General features: G+C 42.0%; 13 protein-coding genes. 7 read left to right on the forward strand and 6 right to left on the reverse strand.

Going from position 1 to position 18829, the window contains the following annotated elements; genetic code table 11:
- Positions 1 to 185: 185 nt before the first annotated feature.
- The 6 genes from RMY64_RS22960 to RMY64_RS22985 all read right to left on the reverse strand — a co-directional run bounded on the left by RMY64_RS22960 (position 186) and on the right by RMY64_RS22985 (position 7943).
- Positions 186 to 3131, reverse strand: coding sequence for a peptidase domain-containing ABC transporter (locus tag RMY64_RS22960; protein ID WP_416212154.1), 2946 nt, complete (start codon positions 3129 to 3131; stop codon positions 186 to 188).
- 25 nt (positions 3132 to 3156) lie between these two features.
- Positions 3157 to 3957, reverse strand: coding sequence for a peptidylprolyl isomerase (locus tag RMY64_RS22965; protein WP_322701211.1), 801 nt, complete (start codon positions 3955 to 3957; stop codon positions 3157 to 3159).
- A 155-nt stretch (positions 3958 to 4112) separates the two neighbouring features.
- Complete coding sequence (locus RMY64_RS22970) at positions 4113 to 4871, reverse strand: pre-peptidase C-terminal domain-containing protein (protein ID WP_322701212.1); 759 nt, start codon at positions 4869 to 4871, stop codon at positions 4113 to 4115.
- A gap of 663 nt (positions 4872 to 5534) precedes the next feature.
- Positions 5535 to 6275 (reverse strand): PPC domain-containing protein, encoded by a 741-nt coding sequence (locus tag RMY64_RS22975; RefSeq protein ID WP_322701213.1) that lies wholly within the window; start codon positions 6273 to 6275, stop codon positions 5535 to 5537.
- Between the two features lie 203 nt (positions 6276 to 6478).
- Positions 6479 to 7237, reverse strand: coding sequence for a PPC domain-containing protein (locus RMY64_RS22980; protein WP_322701214.1), 759 nt, complete (start codon positions 7235 to 7237; stop codon positions 6479 to 6481).
- Positions 7238 to 7727: 490 nt separating this feature from the next.
- Positions 7728 to 7943 carry a hypothetical protein gene (locus RMY64_RS22985; RefSeq protein ID WP_322689879.1) on the reverse strand — a complete coding sequence of 72 codons (216 nt, stop codon included), beginning with the start codon at positions 7941 to 7943 and terminating at the stop codon, positions 7728 to 7730.
- 669 nt (positions 7944 to 8612) lie between these two features.
- Here RMY64_RS22985 and RMY64_RS22990 point away from each other — a divergent pair.
- From RMY64_RS22990 to RMY64_RS23020, 7 genes are all read left to right on the forward strand, one after another.
- Positions 8613 to 10469 carry a glycoside hydrolase family 2 protein gene (locus RMY64_RS22990; protein WP_322685264.1) on the forward strand — a complete coding sequence of 619 codons (1857 nt, stop codon included), beginning with the start codon at positions 8613 to 8615 and terminating at the stop codon, positions 10467 to 10469.
- On the forward strand, positions 10448 to 11548 hold the full coding sequence (gene galT, locus RMY64_RS22995; RefSeq protein WP_322701215.1) for a galactose-1-phosphate uridylyltransferase: 1101 nt from the start codon (positions 10448 to 10450) through the stop codon (positions 11546 to 11548). The genes RMY64_RS22990 and galT overlap by 22 nt, the downstream gene beginning before the upstream one ends.
- Positions 11549 to 12473: 925 nt before the next feature.
- The gene (locus tag RMY64_RS23000; protein ID WP_322701216.1) at positions 12474 to 16460 is read left to right on the forward strand and encodes a magnesium chelatase subunit H; all 3987 of its coding nucleotides are present in this window, start codon (positions 12474 to 12476) and stop codon (positions 16458 to 16460) included.
- A gap of 256 nt (positions 16461 to 16716) precedes the next feature.
- A complete protein-coding gene (locus tag RMY64_RS23005) occupies positions 16717 to 17631 on the forward strand; it encodes an HNH endonuclease signature motif containing protein (RefSeq protein WP_322673695.1) in 915 nt (304 codons plus the stop codon).
- 175 nt (positions 17632 to 17806) lie between these two features.
- Positions 17807 to 17950, forward strand: coding sequence for a hypothetical protein (locus RMY64_RS23010; RefSeq protein ID WP_322673696.1), 144 nt, complete (start codon positions 17807 to 17809; stop codon positions 17948 to 17950).
- Between the two features lie 68 nt (positions 17951 to 18018).
- The gene (locus RMY64_RS23015; RefSeq protein WP_322673697.1) at positions 18019 to 18435 is read left to right on the forward strand and encodes a XisH family protein; all 417 of its coding nucleotides are present in this window, start codon (positions 18019 to 18021) and stop codon (positions 18433 to 18435) included.
- A complete protein-coding gene (locus tag RMY64_RS23020; RefSeq protein ID WP_322673698.1) occupies positions 18423 to 18764 on the forward strand; it encodes a XisI protein in 342 nt (113 codons plus the stop codon). The genes RMY64_RS23015 and RMY64_RS23020 overlap by 13 nt, the downstream gene beginning before the upstream one ends.
- Positions 18765 to 18829: the final 65 nt, after the last annotated feature.

Here is an 18829-nt window from a genome sequence, read left to right on the forward strand (position 1 = left end):
TCAACGTTCAAGTAAAAAAGCGCAACTTCCGAGTTCAAAGGCTCAACGTTCCAGTAAAAAGGTGCAACTTCCAAGTTCAAAGGCTGAAGTATCGAATTTTAAGCTTGAAATTTCATTATCTAAAGTTGAAGCGATAGTATTTACTGCTGACAAATGACAAATGACAAATGACTAATGACTAATGACTACACTTTCGCTTCCTGTTGCTGATACAGACAGTAGTAATAACCTTTGAGCGCCATCAATTCTTCATGAGTTCCCTGTTCTACCACAGCACCTCCATCCATCATGAGAATGACATCGGCATTGCGAATTGTGCTGAGGCGGTGAGTAATGAAAAACACTGTTTTTTCTCGGAAAGCTGACGCTAAGTTACGGCAAACTTGGGCTTCGGCATTGTAATCTAAGGCACTGGTAGCTTCATCAAGAATCAGTAATTGCGGGTTTTGCAGGACAGTACGAGCGATCGCTACTCGTTGGCGTTGTCCTCCAGACAGTCCCGAACCTCTCTCGCCCACACGGGTGTTATAGCCACTGGGCAAAGACATAATAAAGTCGTGGGCATAAGCTATTTTGGCGGCAGTAATAATTTCTTCATCGCTAGCATCAGGATATCCCAAGGCAATGTTTTCGCGGATTGTGCCATCGAATAGTAAGGTATCTTGTAACACCATACCAATCTGACGACGTAAAGAATAAAGTTCTACTTTGCTGATATCATAGTCATCAATCAAGATTTTGCCGGATTTGGGTTCGTAAAGTCGAGGTAATAATTTTAGCAGTGTGCTTTTACCGGAACCGCTTTGACCAACAATTCCCACAAAGGAGCCAGCCGGAAAATCTAAGTTAATATTGCATAGTTGCAATGGCCCGTGTTCCGAGAAACTGAAGCTGAGATTTTCAAAGCGGACGCTACCTTGAACGCTGGGCATTAGGATATTTTGACAGTTACCGATTTCTACTTCTTGGGGAGTATCTAAAATATCAGCAAGGCGTTGCAGAGATAAAGCGGTTTCTTGGAAGTTCTGCCAAAGTTGCATTAGGCGTAACAAGGGACTAGTAACATAACCAGCCAAGATGCGAAAAGCGATGAGTTGTCCCAAGGTTAGATGCTGATTGAGGACGAGAAAAGCTCCCACCCATAGTACTAACATACTGGAAAACTTGTTGAGAAAACTGCTAACAGAACCGGCAGTAGTTTGGGTAGAGACTGTTTTGAAACCTGCGCTGATGTAACGAGCATAGCGTTCTTGCCATTGCCAACGCGATCGCATTTCTAAATTTTGCGCCTTGACTGTCTGCATTCCCCCCATCACTTCCACTAGGTAAGATTGCGTCTCGGCATTGCATTCTGCTTTTTCTTGCAATTGTCGCCGCATCACAGGTGATACCATCAAGTTGAGCAAGCCAAACAACGGTACTGTTGCCAAAGCAACTAATGTCAACACTGGGCTGTAAATCGCCATTACTACAATGTAGACCACTGAAAATACAGCATCCATCACCACAGTTAAAGCTGTACCAGTTAAGAAAGAGCGAATATTTTCCAACTCGTGAATTCGCGTTGCCAATTCCCCAACAGGGCGGCGTTCAAAGTAAGATAATGGCAGACGCAACAGATGATTAATCACCTCAGAACCAAGGGCGAGGTCAATTCGGTTAGTGGTATCTGTAAATAAATGAGTGCGGATACTGGTGAGTATTGCTTCGATGACTGCTACTACTAGCAAAAAGATGCCAAAAACTTCCAGGGTATCAGGACTGTTACCAACCAATACTTTGTCAATAATCACCTGTGTGGCGAGGGGATTTACCAGCCCAAACAGTTGAATAACAATGGAAGCGATTAGTACTTCAATTAATACTTTGCGATAGCGCCGCAGCGAAGGTACAAACCAACTCAAACTAAACCGCGCCTTGGGAGTATTTTTGGTAGTTTGCAGTAGCAGGACTTCTCCTTCAGCCCCCCAGTTTTCTGCAAAGTCTCGTAATTTGTAGCGCAGTAGTCCCATCTCTGGAACGGCAATGAGTAACTCTCGATCGCTATTTTTGTAAATAATTGCAAAACTATCTTGCCAAGAAATCATCACTGGTAGTTGCAAGCGTCCGACTGCGGTAGCGGGAACTTTTACCATCTGTGTTGTCAACCCCATCAACTCAGCAGCAGCAGCGCAAAATTGCAGAGATATAACGCCTTTTTGTTCGTGCTGCTTTGTCAACACCCGTTGCAATGTATCTCTACGCCAGGAGATGTTAAAGTATTGGCTCAACATTTGGAAGCAAGCTAGTGTTGCATCCAGCGGCCCTCTACCTTTGATATAAGGAAACTTCTTTTGTTTACCCTTAGCTGCTGGTGCTTCTGTGACAGTAATTTCTGAGGCGTAGGGAATCTCGGCGGGTAAGAGTGTTTTTGGTGTAGGAAAAGCGAGATTTTCTCTAAATATTGATTTGGGCAATCCCACCAGACGCATATTTGTATTAAATTTCAGCTTGGGGTTGAGTTCATCTAACTCTAAGCGACTCCCCACAGGGAACTCAGCATCAAAATTACTGCTGACTAACCACAAAAATTCTGAATCTAACTGCTGCTGAAAGACTTTGCGTGCAGGAATTGTTTGGATAATCGCAACTTCAGTTGCAGCTTGGGCAAATTTAACTAAATTTCTGCTACCATCTGCGCGACGGCTGAGTTCTTCGGTAAGCAGTTCATGCACTTCTAAAAGAGTAATCTCATTTTGCAAGGCGTGGACAAAAGCCTCTTCCTGCTTGAGTAAAGTTAGAAAACCAGCAATAGGTAGATTAATCGCGATAACTTCAGTAGAAGCGATCGCAGTTTCACAAGCAATACCCCGCATATAACTTACCCAACCCAAAACCTCTCCTTGAGAGAGTAACTTCAGTGTCGCCGGATTTTGTCCTTGGGAATTGCAGGTTAATAAACGCGCTTGCCCTTGGTAGATAATGCTAATCCAATTGGGCATAGCTTCTCTGGTTACTATTACCTGCCCGATGCGATAACGACAAAATTGCACCTTGTCGAGCAAATTTTCTAAAACATTTGGTGACAGATAATTGAAAGGAAATAGTTCAGCAATATATTCTTGAATATCAACGGTTGTATTTGTCATCATCTCTTGCACGCGATTTTAATAATTTTTAAGCAGCTTTCGCTTCTTGAGGCTGTGCTGGTTTGCTGTTGATTCCCATCCAGGCTTTTTCTTCTGGTGATAGTTGACTTAGTTGCTGTTGAAACCAAGCTTCAAAATTCTCTTGCAGCAATCGTTGGCGCATAAAATCGTCCAACTGGGCACTGATAAACTTTTCCACGCGTATAATTATCCATGAGTCTCCAAAGGGTACGGGTGGTTGAACTATACCTACTTGACTTGTGCAAAGTAACTTAGCAAAATTGGGAGTTATAGTACCAAGTTCTACTGGGCCGATGATGCCATTTGTATCAGCTTCTGTCCCTTGAGAATATTCACGAGCTAGTTCCGAAAATGATTGTTCTCCTTCTGTAATTCGGAAGAATAGCTCGTTAGCAGTTCCTCTACTATTAGTCCGAATTAAAGAATAAATGACTCGGTCGAAATGTCTTTTGTATTTGAGAAAATAAGATTCTAGTTGATGTCCCCAAGTTTGTTGCTTGAACTTTTCTACTCTCAGCTTCCGGGTGGCAAAAAGTTCTAATTGTTCTTGAGTCATACCGTAACATAAGCACCAATCTTGGATTTTTTGCTCGGTAGTCAAATCCCATTGCTGATAAAATTGTTCTAGAGCATGAGATATTTCGGTTTGTGTGCAGATGATTGGTGCGATCGCTAATTCGATAATGCTCTGAGATAACAATTGCGGAATTAGATTGTAACTTGCTAAAAAGGGAATAATTTCTGGCGGTAAGATAGCGCTGCCGCTACGCTCGTTGTAGACATCGCCTAGTTGTAATGTTTTATTCATAATATTTATGCAAATATTTGAGCTGTGCAAAGATATATTTAGAAATGCAAGCGGTATTCAGGTATGGATTTGTACCGCTTGCATCATTTGCATACCCTTGAAAGCATTGCCGTACAAAACTTTCAAGTATTACTCACCACTGCCAATGCCTAAACTTAAGCTTCGGGGGTAGTAAAGTGATCGAACGTCACAGTGTAGGCACTACTGTTAGAGAATTGATTGACTTGCAAGAAGTAGTCACCAGATTGTCTAATATTAGAAATTAACTCTGCCTGACCTAAACCTCCAGTAGAACGCGCAACTTCCTCACCAACGTCAACGATGCGATCGCCGTCCAAGTCTCGAATTAGTCGGATGTCAACATCGGCATTGGCGCTGATTCCAGTCAAGCGAATGTTGACACCTTCAAACAATCCCAAAGAGAAGTTGTAAACATCTGCGGTATTATTGTTACTGACGTTACCAAAACGGGTGACATCACCTGACAGATTACCAAGTACAAATTCCTTCGGCAGAAGATTGCTGAAACCGCCTGTAGAATTGGATGTAGTCGCAGACAAGTCTAAATCGTAACTGACACCGCCCGAACTACCTGAAGCAAAGCGAGATACTTCGGCAAAATAAGTACCTGCGTTGGCTCTAACGTTAATCGCGTCATCAATGTTGCCTAACTTAGTGGAACTTTCAATAAATCCATTTATTCTGTCAGTAGCGTCTAATATACCGTTAGCATTAACATCACGAAACAGTCTCAGGTCGGCATCATCACCAGTGCTAATGTTGTTAAGAGACAAGTTGATGTTTTTAGTACTGTCGATTGAGAACCTAAAGACATCTGTGGGTTCAACTGCATTTAAGAAGCCATTCAAAGGACGAGGGGTGCTAGCTAATGAACCAAGGTTTACAGTACTCATATTTTCTCCTTAAGATTATTGATTGTGTGTTAGTCAAATTCAGATTAAGTTGTGGTTTGCACAGATGTAAATTCCGATTTAAATCGACATTTACTAGATTTTATAAGCTTAGATTTTGATGAAAATAAAGAACATTTATTATTTTCAAGAGAGCCTTAGCTGTTTGGTTTTGTGCTTGCCGCGTTCAGAACCTGTTGTTTAACCATGAGTCTAAATTAAACTGTTTCTTCAAGAAACACAGCATGAAAAAGACTTCTATAGTTAGGTGTTTTTTAAAATAGATTCCAAATACTTTGTATGATTTAGTCAGAAAAAGTCATATAATTCGCCGTTGCCGTAATTGAGAATGAGTTTGATCGAATAAGGGATATGTAAAGAAGTAGGCGAAAGCTTGCCTCAGGCGATCGCTTTGGCAAACCTTGGTAACACTAAAAAATTGTTGTATAAAATTAATCCAAAAAAACCTCTGAGTTACCAGAGGTTTCTTATGATTAAATCTTTAGCGTCAATTTTGTTGAAATATTTGATGAGTGCAGCTATAATTTATGCAATGAAGCGGTAAAGTTCAGGTATAACTCTCTGCCGTTTGCATCATTTGCATACCTTTGAAAGCATTGCCGTACAATACTTTCAAGTACTATTCACCACTTTCGATGCTTAAACTTAAGCATCGAAAGTGGTGAAATGGTCAAAACTCAAAGTGTAATTAGTGCTACCTTTGAATTGATCGACCTGTAGAAAGTAATCACCAGCATCCTTAATATTGGAAATAATATCTGAGGTAATACCGCTTTTAATAGAACGGGCAATTTCCTCTCCTACCTCAACTCTGCCATTGCGATTAAAGTCTCGAATTAGTCGGATATCAGCATCATTGCTTAGTCCGCTCAATGTGATATTGACACCCTCAAAGCTTCCTAGAGACAAATGGTAAACATCAGCGGTATTTTTGTCACTGATAAAACCAGTACGCGCGATATCACCTGATAAGTCACCAAGTTCAAATTCCTTGGGCAAAAGATTGTTGAAATCGAGTGTTGAATTGGGTGTCGTTGCAGACCAGTCTAAATCGTAAGTCACAGTGCCGGAACCAGAAAAGCGAGAGACTTCAGCAAAATAAGTACCTGCATTTGCTCTGACATTAATTGATTCATCAAAGTTGCTGCCATTGCGTGAACTTGCAACCAATCCATTCGCTCGGTCGGTCGCGTCTAATATACCGTTACCGTTAACGTCTCGAAAAAGTCTCAGATCGGAATCATCACCAGCACTAATCTCGTTAAGAGACAAGTTAACGTTTCTGGTACTGCTGATTTGGAACTGATAGATATCAGTAGGGTCTGGTGTTTCAAAAGAAAAGTGAGAAGGGGTGCTAGACAGAGTACCAAGATTGAAATTAGTCATTTTTTTGTTTTTTTGGTGTAAATAGTTATTTGCTTAAAGCAAGATTAGTTTTAGTTAAGCCTGATGTAATTTTTTGTCTAGAGTGTGGAGTAAAAGCGGCAAAGTTCAGGTATGATTCTCTGCCGCTTGCATCATTTGCATACTCTTGAAAGCATTGCTGTACAAAGCGTTCAAGTACTATTCACCACTGCTAATGCCTAAACTTAAGCAGGGACAGAGAACTGGCTAAAAGACACATTATAGTTAGTGTTGCCAGTGAATTCAGTTACCTGCAAGAAGTAGTCACCAGGAGTGTTAATGTTGGAAATCAGTTCTGAAGTAATACCTGCATTAGTAGAGCTTCCAATTACCTCACCTGCGTCAACAATGCGATTGTTGTTAGAGTCTCGAATCACCCGGATATCAGCATCGCTGCTTAATCCTTCCAATCTGATGTCGACACTCTCACGAAATCCCAAAGAGAAGCTATAAACATCAGTAGCGTTAGTGTTATTGACGTTACCTGTACGAGTGGTATTACCTGACAAGTGACCAAGTACAAATTCTTTAGGTAGAAGGTTGCTAGAACTAGCTGAAATCGGAAAAGTTCCAGCAGGTTCAGTCGCAGACAAGGCTAAATCGTAACTGACATTTCCTGAACTACCTGGAGCAAAGCGAGAAACTTCCGCAAAAAAAGTACCTGAGCTAGTTTTAAAGTTAATCGCCTCATCTTGGTTGCTTCCGCGATTGGAAACAATTCCAACTTTTCGGTCGAAGTCGTCTAGTACGCCGTTATTGTTCGCATCTCGAAACAGCCTGATGTCGGCATCATCACCCGCGCTAATGTCTGTCAGAGAAAGGTTGATATTTTTGCCACTGGTAATTTTGAACTGAAAGACATCTGTGGGATCGGATGTAGTTAAATCAAAGTTATTCTTAACAACAGGAGTGCTACCGAGTGTACCAAGATTGAAAAGTGCCATTTTTTTTGTCCTTTAGATGTTGATTGTAATGCGGTCAAGTTCGTTCAGATTAAGTTATGGTTTGCACAGATGTAAATCTTCTATTTAAATCAAGATTTACTGGAATTTAGGGGCTTAGAGTTTGATGAAAATAAAGATTATTTATTATTTTCAATAGAGTCTTAGCTGTTTGGTTTTGTGCTTGCTGTGTTCAGAACTTGTTGTTTAACCATGAATCTAAATTAAACTGTTTTTTCAATAAGCACAGCATGAAAAAGACTTCTATAGTTAGGTGTTTGTGAAAGTAAATTCAAAGTGCTTTGTATTGTTTAGTCATAAAAAGTCTTATGACTCACCATTGGCGTAATCGAGAATGAGTTTGATGAAATAACAGATGTGTGAAGAATTAGGCAAAAGCTTGTATCAAGGCGATGGTATACTAGACAATGCATTCCTGTACGCCGCGAGGTTATTAGGAACATTCTTAGTACGCCATATGAACAGAAGTTCATTAGTGCTTCGAGTCGGCTACCGATTCACCTTCATCCCGACGACGAGATTGCTCAACGTCTTTATAGTGAGCCGAACCGCAAAACCGAAGTATGGCATATTTTGTGGGCAGCACCGAATGCCAGCATTTTAGCAGGTGTAAAAATTGGTGTAGTTCTTGCTGGAGGAAAACTCCCCTCTTGGTAGTCGTACCCTTCGGGGGAAGCAAGCTACGCATAGCGTCCCGTAGGGAAGGGAGTCGAAACACTGTTTCCTGCCGTGACCAAACGGAACAGGGGTTTAGGACAAGAACACCAAATTTTCTTGTTTTGTGGCTCTTATTAAGGAAGGGTGCTACTCCGATCTTAATAAAACTTCCAGCATAGCTGCCTCCCGCCTACTTAAACTTCATCATCGGCGTGGTGGCAGACAAAAATGCTCTCTATTTAGCAATATTCAACGAATGGTTCCGTTATTCTCTTATATAACCTGATTTTAAGTATTTATCTTTTGTTTGCTAATGCTTATTGACTAATAAATGATTTTAAAAAATTTACTTAAACAATTGATATAAATAAAATGTTCATAACAACCACTTTCTCGTGTGGCAGATTTATGATAGTTATTAGGCACCTAAATATAATGCTTTTTTTTAGATAACCTGGCAAAGATCGGTAATGTATATGCCATAATGTCACGAGCTAGGGGTATATAAACTTATTGTTATACTTCATCACGTAAGTGGGGAAGGTATCAGTATTGGCTACGAAAAAACATAATGCTACTAGCTCGAACCGATTGATGAACGATCGGGTCAAAACTCTTGCTATATCTGGAAACCCAATATTTGGGTCTGGATTTAGTCTATAGCAAGGGTTGATTGAGTTATGGATAGGGAGGAAATTTGATGAAGTTGTTAGATTTAGAGAATCCTGAGGTTAAATTGACCTCTAAAACAGATAGTAATTTTGTGGACTTAACAGCAGCACACCCACGACCATTGTTAAAGCGATCGCACTGGCAAACTTTAAATGGGCTGTGGAAATTCGCATTTGATGACCAAGGAAAATGTGTTGAACCCAGCGATTTTAGCGAATGGTGTCATCATATAGAAGTTCCTTATGCGCCCGAATCTACCAAAAGTGGGATTAACGATCGCGGTTTTCATCCAAACTGCTGGTACGAGCGAGAATTTGAAACACCATCAGGGGACGGCAGATTACTGTTACACTTTGGTGCTGTGGACTATCGCGCTCGTGTGTGGGTAAACGATAAATATATAGCCGAGCATGAAGGCGGACACACCTCTTTCACTCTCGATATAACCCATGCTTTAAATGACACTGGTACAACCAAGGTAACAGTGTGGGCGCAAGACGATCCGCACGACCTCGCCAAACCTCGTGGTAAACAAGATTGGCAGTTGAAACCCCATAGTATTTGGTATCCTCGCACAAGCGGTATTTGGCAGACAGTCTGGCTGGAACGCGTAGGTGAGGCTTATATCGGTAATCTTCGTTGGATTCCCGATTGCGAACGCTGGGAAATTGGGTTTGAACTTGGGCTGGCTGGCAATTTACCTACTTCAAATGTACAAATCAAAATTAAACTCAGCGCTGGCGATCGCCTGTTAGCAAGCGATACCTATGAAGTATTCAATGGGGAAATTAGCCGCCGCATTGTTCTGAGCGATCCGGGTATTGACGACTGCCGTAATGAATTACTGTGGAGTCCAGAAAAGCCGACGCTGATAGATGCCCAAATTCAGCTATGGGATAAAGATCGTCTGTTAGATGAAGTGCAATCTTATACAGCGATGCGGACTGTCAGCGTCCAGCGCGATCGCTTTATGCTCAACGGTCGCCCCTACTATCTGAGGTTAGTTCTCGACCAAGGTTATTGGCCTGAGACATTAATGACTCCACCTAATGACGAAGCATTACGACGTGATGTAGAACTCGTAAAAGCTATGGGTTTTAACGGAGTACGCAAACACCAAAAAATTGAAGACCCCCGCTTTTTATATTGGGCAGACGTTTTAGGGTTGTTAGTATGGGAGGAGATGCCCAGTGCTTACCGCTTCACACCGAAAGCTGTGGAACGGATGACCCGTGAATGGACGGAAATTATCAAGCGAGATGTTAGCCATCCTTGTATTGTGGCGTGGGTGCCGTTTAATGAATCTTGGGGAGTGCCAAATTTGACTGAAACGGCGGCTCATCGTAACTACGTCTTGGCAATGTATCATCTGACTAAGACTCTCGATCCGACTCGCCCAGTAATTGGTAACGATGGTTGGGAAAGTACCGATACCGACATCCTCGCTATTCACGACTATGAACGACATCCTGAACGATTAGCCCATCGCTACAGACCGGATATTCAAGTATCGGATCTATTTGAGCGTAGCCGTCCTGGGGGACGTATTCTCACCTTGGATAACTATCCCCATCAAGGACAACCAGTGATGTTAACTGAATTTGGTGGTATCGCCTATGCCCCTCTTGACGAACCTAATGCCGATCAAGCTTGGGGATATGAAAACTGCTCGAATATCTCCGAATTAGAAATGAAATATGCTGCTCTCTTGGAAACCGTTAATAACATTGAGCTATTTAGCGGATTCTGTTACACACAATTAACTGATACCTTCCAAGAAGCTAACGGTTTATTGTACGGCGATCGCACGCCGAAATTTCCCATTGAGGCAATCCGCGCAGCAACCCTCTCAGGACAAGGTTTATGTACTCCCACAAGCTGTTAAAGCCCGACGGACGCAAACTCAAATTATACAGTCGCTACCCAATTACTAGTCAGTTAGAAGCCCCTAGCCCTAGTAATGAGCCAGTGCAAGCTAATCCCCACTTGCGCTGGCACCCCTTGCGGGGCGAATGGGTAGCTTATGCTAGTCACCGTCAAGGGCGGACATTCATGCCGCCTCCAGAATACAATCCCCTCGCACCTACCACTAACCCTGAGTTCCCAACGGAACTACCACAAGGTAAGTATGATGTGGCAGTGTTTGATAACCGCTTTCCCTCAATGAGTCCGACAGCCAACAATCCACCCGATACGATCGTGGAAACGTTACCAGCTAATGGAGCCTGTGAGGTAGTGGTTTTTACTCAAGATGCCCGCGCCTCTCTCAGTTCCTTACAGTTGGATCATCTAGATTTGCTGTTGTCAGTGTGGGGCGATCGCACCCGCGAACTCGGACTAAATCCCCAAATCCAATACGTGCTGCCCTTTGAAAATAAAGGTGTAGAGGTGGGTGTAACATTGCACCATCCCCACGGGCAAATTTACGCCTATCCTTTTATACCGCCTGTTCCAGCGCGAATGCTGGCGATGCAGCAGGAGTATTATCAAGAACATCGGCGGGGTTTACTGCAAGACTTGATTCAAAAAGAAATTGCAGAGGATCGACGGATTATTTATCAAGATGAGTATGCGATCGCATTTGTCCCAGTTTGCGCTCGTTACCCCTATGAAGTCTGGCTTGCACCAAAAGAGCCAGTTAGCACTTTTATGGATCTTACTCCACAGCAACGTTGGGGACTTGCCAAAGCGTTAAAAACTGTCACTCTCAAGTATGACGGTTTGTGGAATCGCCCGTTTCCTTACTTGATGGCTTGGTTCCAAGCACCAACTGACGGTTTAGCTCACCCCGAAGCGCATTTACACGCCGAGTTTTTTCCACCATACCGGACAAGCGAAAGGCTGAAATATCTCGCGGGAACTGAACTCGCAGCGGGGATGTTTGCCAATGATGCCTTACCGGAAGAGAAAGCGAAGGAACTACAAGCCGTGGTGGTAAACATTGAAGAACCGATTTCGGTGTGACAGGGTTTGGAACTGTAACTTAATTTCTGAACAAACCAACGCATAAATTGGAAGTTTGTCCACCTATTGAATTAGTTCATCAACAAACTGTCTTAACCGTTCCTTCTAATCGGGGACGGTTTTTAACTTTTCTGTAATCCCGTTTCACATTAATAATATAAAAAACAGATTGAACTCAAATAGGACTTACGCAATAACTCTCTAAAACCCTCTTCCTTTCGTGTCCTTCTCTACAATACGCTACGCGAACGTGTCCTTCGCGGTTCGTTTTTCCATAATTTTGCGTAAGTCCTATAAAAATTGAGATATATTTCTTCGCTCCATTTCTGTCTGTGCATGACGAGAAATTTTATACTTCATTTTTATTCTGTTTTCTTATCAAGCATGGTTTTATTTAAGCAGAAGATAAATACTAATTGCTTTTTATTTAGTGGATAGTGTAGAGACCCAAAGTTTCGCATCTCTATAGGCCTATCTATGGTTCTCCAAAAAATTCTTAACCGAACTGTATTTGTTGATAATTTCTCAATTTAATCCGAAAGAAACTCTGCCTTTCTACTGCTTCTTATAAATTTACAACTACATATTTAAGGTATGTCTATGCTAACTAAAAAATATTTAGTCAGCAAAGCAAGTTTTGTTTTGTAAATGGATTTAAATAGCTATTTAGCTATTTAACTATTAAAAATAAGTATTGCAAAAATTTTACAAATATGTGAGTTAATACTTTTAGATAAAGTCAACAATTACGAAGAAATATTTCGTTTTTTATATCGATTTGTGTCAGATAGAGGATAAAATGCCTACTGGGCAAGCGTTTTCTGATAAAAAACAGATATTGCCTAAAAAATCGCAAGTTACCTGTGGCTGCTAATGCCGCTAGGAACTTCCTTCAGAGAACACGCATCAAAGGAGCCGAAGAAGCATGTTCACACACGTCAAGTCCACCATTAGACACATTGCGCCTGATAACTTACGCGGACGTAGTTTAATCAAGGTGGTCTATGTCGTGCTTGAGTCCCAGTACCAAAGCGCATTGTCGCAAGCGGTTCGCACGATTAACGCGAACAATCCTAACTTGGCGATTGAAATCAGCGGGTACTTGATTGAGGAACTCCGCGACCCAGAGAACTATGAGGAGTTCAAACGAGAAATCGAGAGTGCGAATATCTTCATCGCTTCCCTCATTTTCATCGAAGACTTAGCACAGAAAGTAGTAGCAGCAGTAGAACCACACCGCGATCGCTTGGATGTTTCCGTTGTCTTTCCCTCGATGCCAGAAGTAATGCGCCTGAGTAAAATGGGTAGCTTTTCTTTGGCACAGTTGGGTCAGTCAAAAAGTGCGATCGCTCAATTCATGCGGAAACGCAAAGAAAAATCAGGTGCGGGATTCCAAGATGGGATGTTAAAGCTTTTGCGAACACTGCCGCAAGTGCTGAAGTTTTTACCAATGGACAAGGCACAGGATGCCCGAAATTTCATGCTCAGTTTTCAGTATTGGCTAGGTGGTTCTCCAGAAAATCTGGAAAACTTCTTGCTGATGCTAGCTGATAAATATGTATTTAAAGGTTTAGAAAAACAGAATTTTGCACCTTCTACATACGAACAGCCTGTGGTTTATCCCGATCTAGGGATTTGGCATCCTTTGGCTCCCAATATGTTTGAAGATGTCAGAGAGTACCTCAATTGGTATACAGCTCGTAAGGATATTTCTAGCGATCTCAAAGATCCCCTAGCTCCTTGTGTCGGGTTAGTATTGCAACGCACCCACCTAGTTACAGGGGATGATGCCCATTATGTGGCAATGGTGCAGGAGTTGGAAGCATTAGGCGCGCGGGTATTACCTGTGTTTGCTGGTGGTTTGGACTTCTCCAAGCCTGTGGATGCTTTCTTCTACGAACCGACTACTAACATACAGTTGGTAGATGCAGTGATATCGCTGACTGGTTTTGCTTTAGTGGGTGGCCCAGCCAGACAAGACCATCCCAAGGCAATAGAGTCACTCAAACGCTTAAACCGTCCTTATATGGTGGCGCTACCCTTAGTATTCCAAACCACAGAAGAGTGGATGGATAGCGATTTAGGGTTACATCCAATTCAAGTAGCTTTGCAAATTGCAATTCCTGAATTGGATGGAGCAATTGAGCCGATTATATTATCGGGTAGAGATGGAACTACAGGGAAAGCGATCGCACTGCGCGATCGGGTTGAAGCGGTAGCCGAACGCGCCTTAAAATGGGCTAACCTCCGCCGCAAGCCGAAGCTAGATAAGAAAGTCGCTATCACCGTTTTTAGCTTCCCGCCAGATAAAGGCAACGTCGGAACCGCCGCTTATTTGGATGTATTCGGTTCCATCTACGAGGTGATGAAAGCCCTCAAAAATAACGGCTACGACTTACCAGAATTGCCAGAATCAGCCGAAGCGTTGATGCAAGAAGTCATCCATGACGCACAGGCGCAGTACAACAGCCCAGAACTGAACGTTGCTTACAAAATGTCGGTTCCTGAGTATGAGGCGCTGACCCCCTACTCGCAACGCTTAGAGGAAAACTGGGGGCCACCTCCCGGACATCTCAACAGCGATGGGCAAAATCTGCTAATTTATGGTAAGCAATTCGGTAACGTCTTCATCGGTGTCCAACCCACATTTGGTTACGAAGGCGACCCGATGCGGCTGTTGTTCTCCCGTTCAGCTAGTCCTCACCACGGTTTCGCTGCCTACTACACTTATTTAGAGCAAGTTTGGAAAGCTGACGCTGTACTGCATTTTGGTACACACGGTTCCTTGGAATTCATGCCAGGTAAACAGATGGGGATGTCTGGTGATTGTTATCCAGACAACTTGATTGGCTCAATTCCCAACTTGTATTACTATGCAGCGAATAATCCGAGTGAAGCGACAATTGCCAAACGCCGGAGTTATGCCGAAACCATTTCTTACTTGACACCGCCAGCAGAAAATGCTGGGTTGTATAAAGGTTTGAAGGAACTTAGCGAATTAATTGCTTCCTACCAAACCTTAAAAGATAGCGGACGCGGTGTTCCCATTGTTAACAGCATCATGGATAAATGCCGGATCGTGAATCTGGATAAAGATATTGACCTGCCAGAAACCGATGCCAGAGATATGAGTGCTGAAGAGCGCGATAATATTGTTGGCAACGTCTACCGCAAGTTGATGGAAATCGAGTCGCGGTTGTTGCCTTGTGGGTTGCACGTCATTGGTAAACCGCCAAGTGCAGAAGAAGCGATCGCAACTCTCGTCAACATTGCTAGTCTAGATCGTCAAGAAGAGGGACTTCAAGGTTTACCCGGAATTATCGCCAATAGCATTGGGCGTAACATTGACGATATTTATCAAAATAATGACAGAGGCATTTTAGAAGATGTCCAGTTATTGCAAGATATCACTTTGGCAACCCGTGCAGCAGTAACTGCCCTTGTGCAAGAGCAAATCGACGCGGAAGGACGAGTTTCTCTGGTTTCCCGGTTGAATTTTTTCAACATGGGCAAAAAAGAACCTTGGGTAGAAGCATTGCATAAAGCAGGTTATCCCAAAGTCGATGGCGCAGCTCTAAAACCCCTATTTGAGTATTTGGAATTCTGCCTGCAACAAGTTTGTGCCGACAACGAACTGGGAGCATTACTCAAAGGCTTAGAAGGTGAGTACGTTCTACCTGGCCCAGGTGGCGATCCCATCCGCAACCCGGATGTATTACCTACGGGTAAGAATATCCATGCACTCGATCCACAATCCATCCCAACAACAGCAGCAGTCCAATCAGCCAAAATCGTTGTAGACAGGCTTTTGGCACGTAACAAAGCTGAAAACGATGGAAAATGGCCAGAAACTATTGCCTGCGTCCTTTGGGGAACCGATAACATCAAAACTTACGGTGAATCTCTAGCGCAGATTATGTGGATGGTGGGCGTGCGTCCAGTTCCCGATGCCTTGGGACGGGTGAACAAGTTGGAATTGATATCTCTAGAAGAGTTGGGACGCCCCAGAATTGATGTAGTAATCAACTGTTCTGGTGTATTCCGCGACTTGTTCATCAACCAAATGAACCTGCTAGATCAAGGGGTGAAAATGGCGGCTGAGGCGGATGAACCCTTAGAAATGAACTTTGTTCGCAAACACGCTTTGCAGCAAGCCCAAGATATGGGGATTAATCTGCGTCAAGCCGCGACTCGCGTTTTCTCCAACGCTTCTGGTTCCTACTCGTCAAATATTAACTTGGCGGTAGAAAACAGCACTTGGGATAGCGAAGCCGAGTTACAGGAAATGTACCTGAAACGCAAATCTTTCTCCTTCAATTCCGATAACCCCGGAATCATGGATGAATCCCGGCAGATTTTTGAAAGTACATTGAAAACTGCTGATGCAACTTTCCAAAATCTGGATTCTTCCGAGATTAGCTTAACAGACGTTTCCCACTACTTCGACTCAGATCCCACTAAGCTGGTGGCAAATCTGCGGGGTGATGGTAAAAAACCAGCATCTTATATTGCAGATACAACCACAGCTAACGCTCAAGTGCGGACATTAACAGAAACCGTGCGCTTAGATGCTCGTACTAAATTGTTAAATCCTAAGTGGTATGAGGGGATGCTGAATCACGGTTACGAAGGTGTGCGCGAACTCTCCAAACGATTAGTAAACACAATGGGTTGGAGTGCGACAGCCGGCGCTGTAGATAACTGGATTTACGAGGATACTAACGAAACCTTTATCAAAGATGAAGAAATGCAGAAACGGTTGTTAAACCTTAATCCTCATTCTTTCCGCAAGGTTGTATCAACTTTATTGGAAGTAAATGGACGCGGTTATTGGGAAACTAGCGAGGAGAATTTAGATCGTCTACGCGAGTTATACCAAGAAGTTGAAGACCGAATTGAAGGAATAGAATAGTCCTTATAGGGCAGGCATCTTACCTGCCCTAATCTTCAATCTAAAATGCCCTAATGGATGCTTTAACCGTTAACTTTAGATATTTTAGATGATATTGAGTAGGTTTATACATAGCCAATAAGGTAAAAGGCATAGTTATCCCGTGCCTTTCGCATTTATCTGACTTTTCACAGAATATAGAAAAAGAAAACAGGTTAGCAGATACAATAGCGGCCATCTATCAACAAATCTTTAATACCTATTGTGGAGATTAGAGTTGACCAAAAGAAAACATCCTTCAAAAGAGCAAAAAGAACGTTTGCTTACGAAAAATTTATATAGGTGTTGTGTCTGTAAAAGAAGGGGTATTGGTCTTCATTTGCATCATATTGATGAAGATTCGTCTAACACCGTTGACGAGAATCTCGCTGTTTTATGTGTTCAGGATCATGATCTGCATCATAGACCTGATGCCTATGACCGTGTAAAGCATACTGAACTAGGTGCTGAGAGGATCAAAGAATTTAAGAGTTCGTGGGAGAGGTTTGTCACAGAAGCTAGGCAAGATAAACCAAAGATTCTGGCTACTGTTAGCGTATATGGAAATTATGAACATATCCATGCAGCGCAATTAGTTATGCAGTGGTTTGACGAGAAGATTGAGTATGAGAGAGTATTTCATCTACTTGAGGGTGACTACGAGTATTGGGCAGAAGAAATTATCGGTGAAGTTGATTATTTTGGAAAAAATATTAAAGTAGCCATTATTAATGAGCCGCTTCCAGTTGAACATTGTCCATGTTGTGGCAAGGGATTTAGTAGAACAGTTAAAGAAGGGATTGCTATAAAAATGACAGATCCAAACTGGTCTACTGTCTCAACTTGTTCGATCTACATTAATCCGAACCAACCATCATTGGCACTCACCATTTTTTTTAAAGATGAAGTTATATACCAAAGCAATCTTCATCTGTGCCAAGGCAAATATCTTCACTATTCAGGCGATTGTTATAACGAGCGTCTTGAGGTCAAAAAACGTCCAAGTGTTAGAACACAAGCTACAAAGATTATGCAAAAAGTTATAGACGATTGGGAACCAAGTAAAATATTTATTGGAACCGGAAATCATGATAAACCATTCTTGATAAACGGTTTTGATTTGCCTCTTTGTTGGGAGAAGCGTGTAAGTTAAATCTAACTCCTGATAAGGATACAAAGTATTCTGCGGCTCAACTATCCCGTTAGGCTTGCAAATCAGTGGCTAACAAAGGATGTCTGACGACAAGCCTTCACGCGTCTACGCTTTATTTTTGAGGTTTTCTGCAAAGCGATCGCTCACTCTCCTACAATAAGCGATCGCTTAGTTTTTGAGGTTTTCTGTAAAGCGATCGCTCACCCTTCTACAACAGGCAATCGCATTATTTTTGAGGTTTTCTGCAAAGCGATCGCTCACCCTTCTACAACAGGCGATCGCTCTTTGGGAGTGTAATTTTCAGGGGATGAGATATTGAACTTCTTGGTCAGTGAGTATAATTATAATAACTGAACTTAATATCTAGCCAATATTACCACGAAGGAAATGCCAGCAAAAGACATTTATCATAATGCTGTTAAAAATGCCTTAATTAAAGATGGCTGGATAATTATAGCTGACCCTTATTTTTTGCAGTATGAAGATGCAGAACTTTATGCTGATTTATTTGTAGAAAAAGCCTTATTAGCAGAACAAGAAGGACGGAAAATAGTTGTAGAAATCAAAAGTTTTATCAGTCCTTCTCCCATGAGAGATTTTGAAAATGCTCTAGGTCAATATATTCTTTACCGCGATATTTTACAACTAGCCAGTAAAAACTATAAAATTTATCTAGCAATCAGAGATACAGTATTTGATACTTTCTTTCAAAGAAAATCTATTCAAACAGTGGTTAAACTTCAGCAAATTGAAATTATTGTTTTTAACAATGAAAGGGAGGAAATTACTTTATGGATAAATTAATAGGATATCGAGAGTTAATTAAACAGGTGCTAACTGAATATGATAATTTGTCTCGTCAATCACCTGATAAAATTGCTGAAAATTGTTTAGTATTTGATGAAAATCACGATCATTATCTCTGGTTAACTGTAGATTGGCAAGGTAGCAAAAGACTTAAGTATACTCATGTTCATATTCGGATTAAAAATGAGAAAATTTTCATAGAAGAAGACTGGACAGAAGAAGGAATAGCCACTGAATTAATGAAGTTAGGTGTAAGTAGCAGCGATATTGTATTAGCTTTTCAGCCTCCAGATGTGAGAAAATTTACAGAATTTGCAACAGCTTAGTAAATTATTGGGCGTTGCATAATAGAGGGATGAATTGAGGTCATCTACTGTGCAATGTCCATACT

Source organism: Nostoc sp. DedQUE08 (genome assembly GCF_034530895.1).
GTDB lineage: Bacteria > Cyanobacteriota > Cyanobacteriia > Cyanobacteriales > Nostocaceae > Nostoc.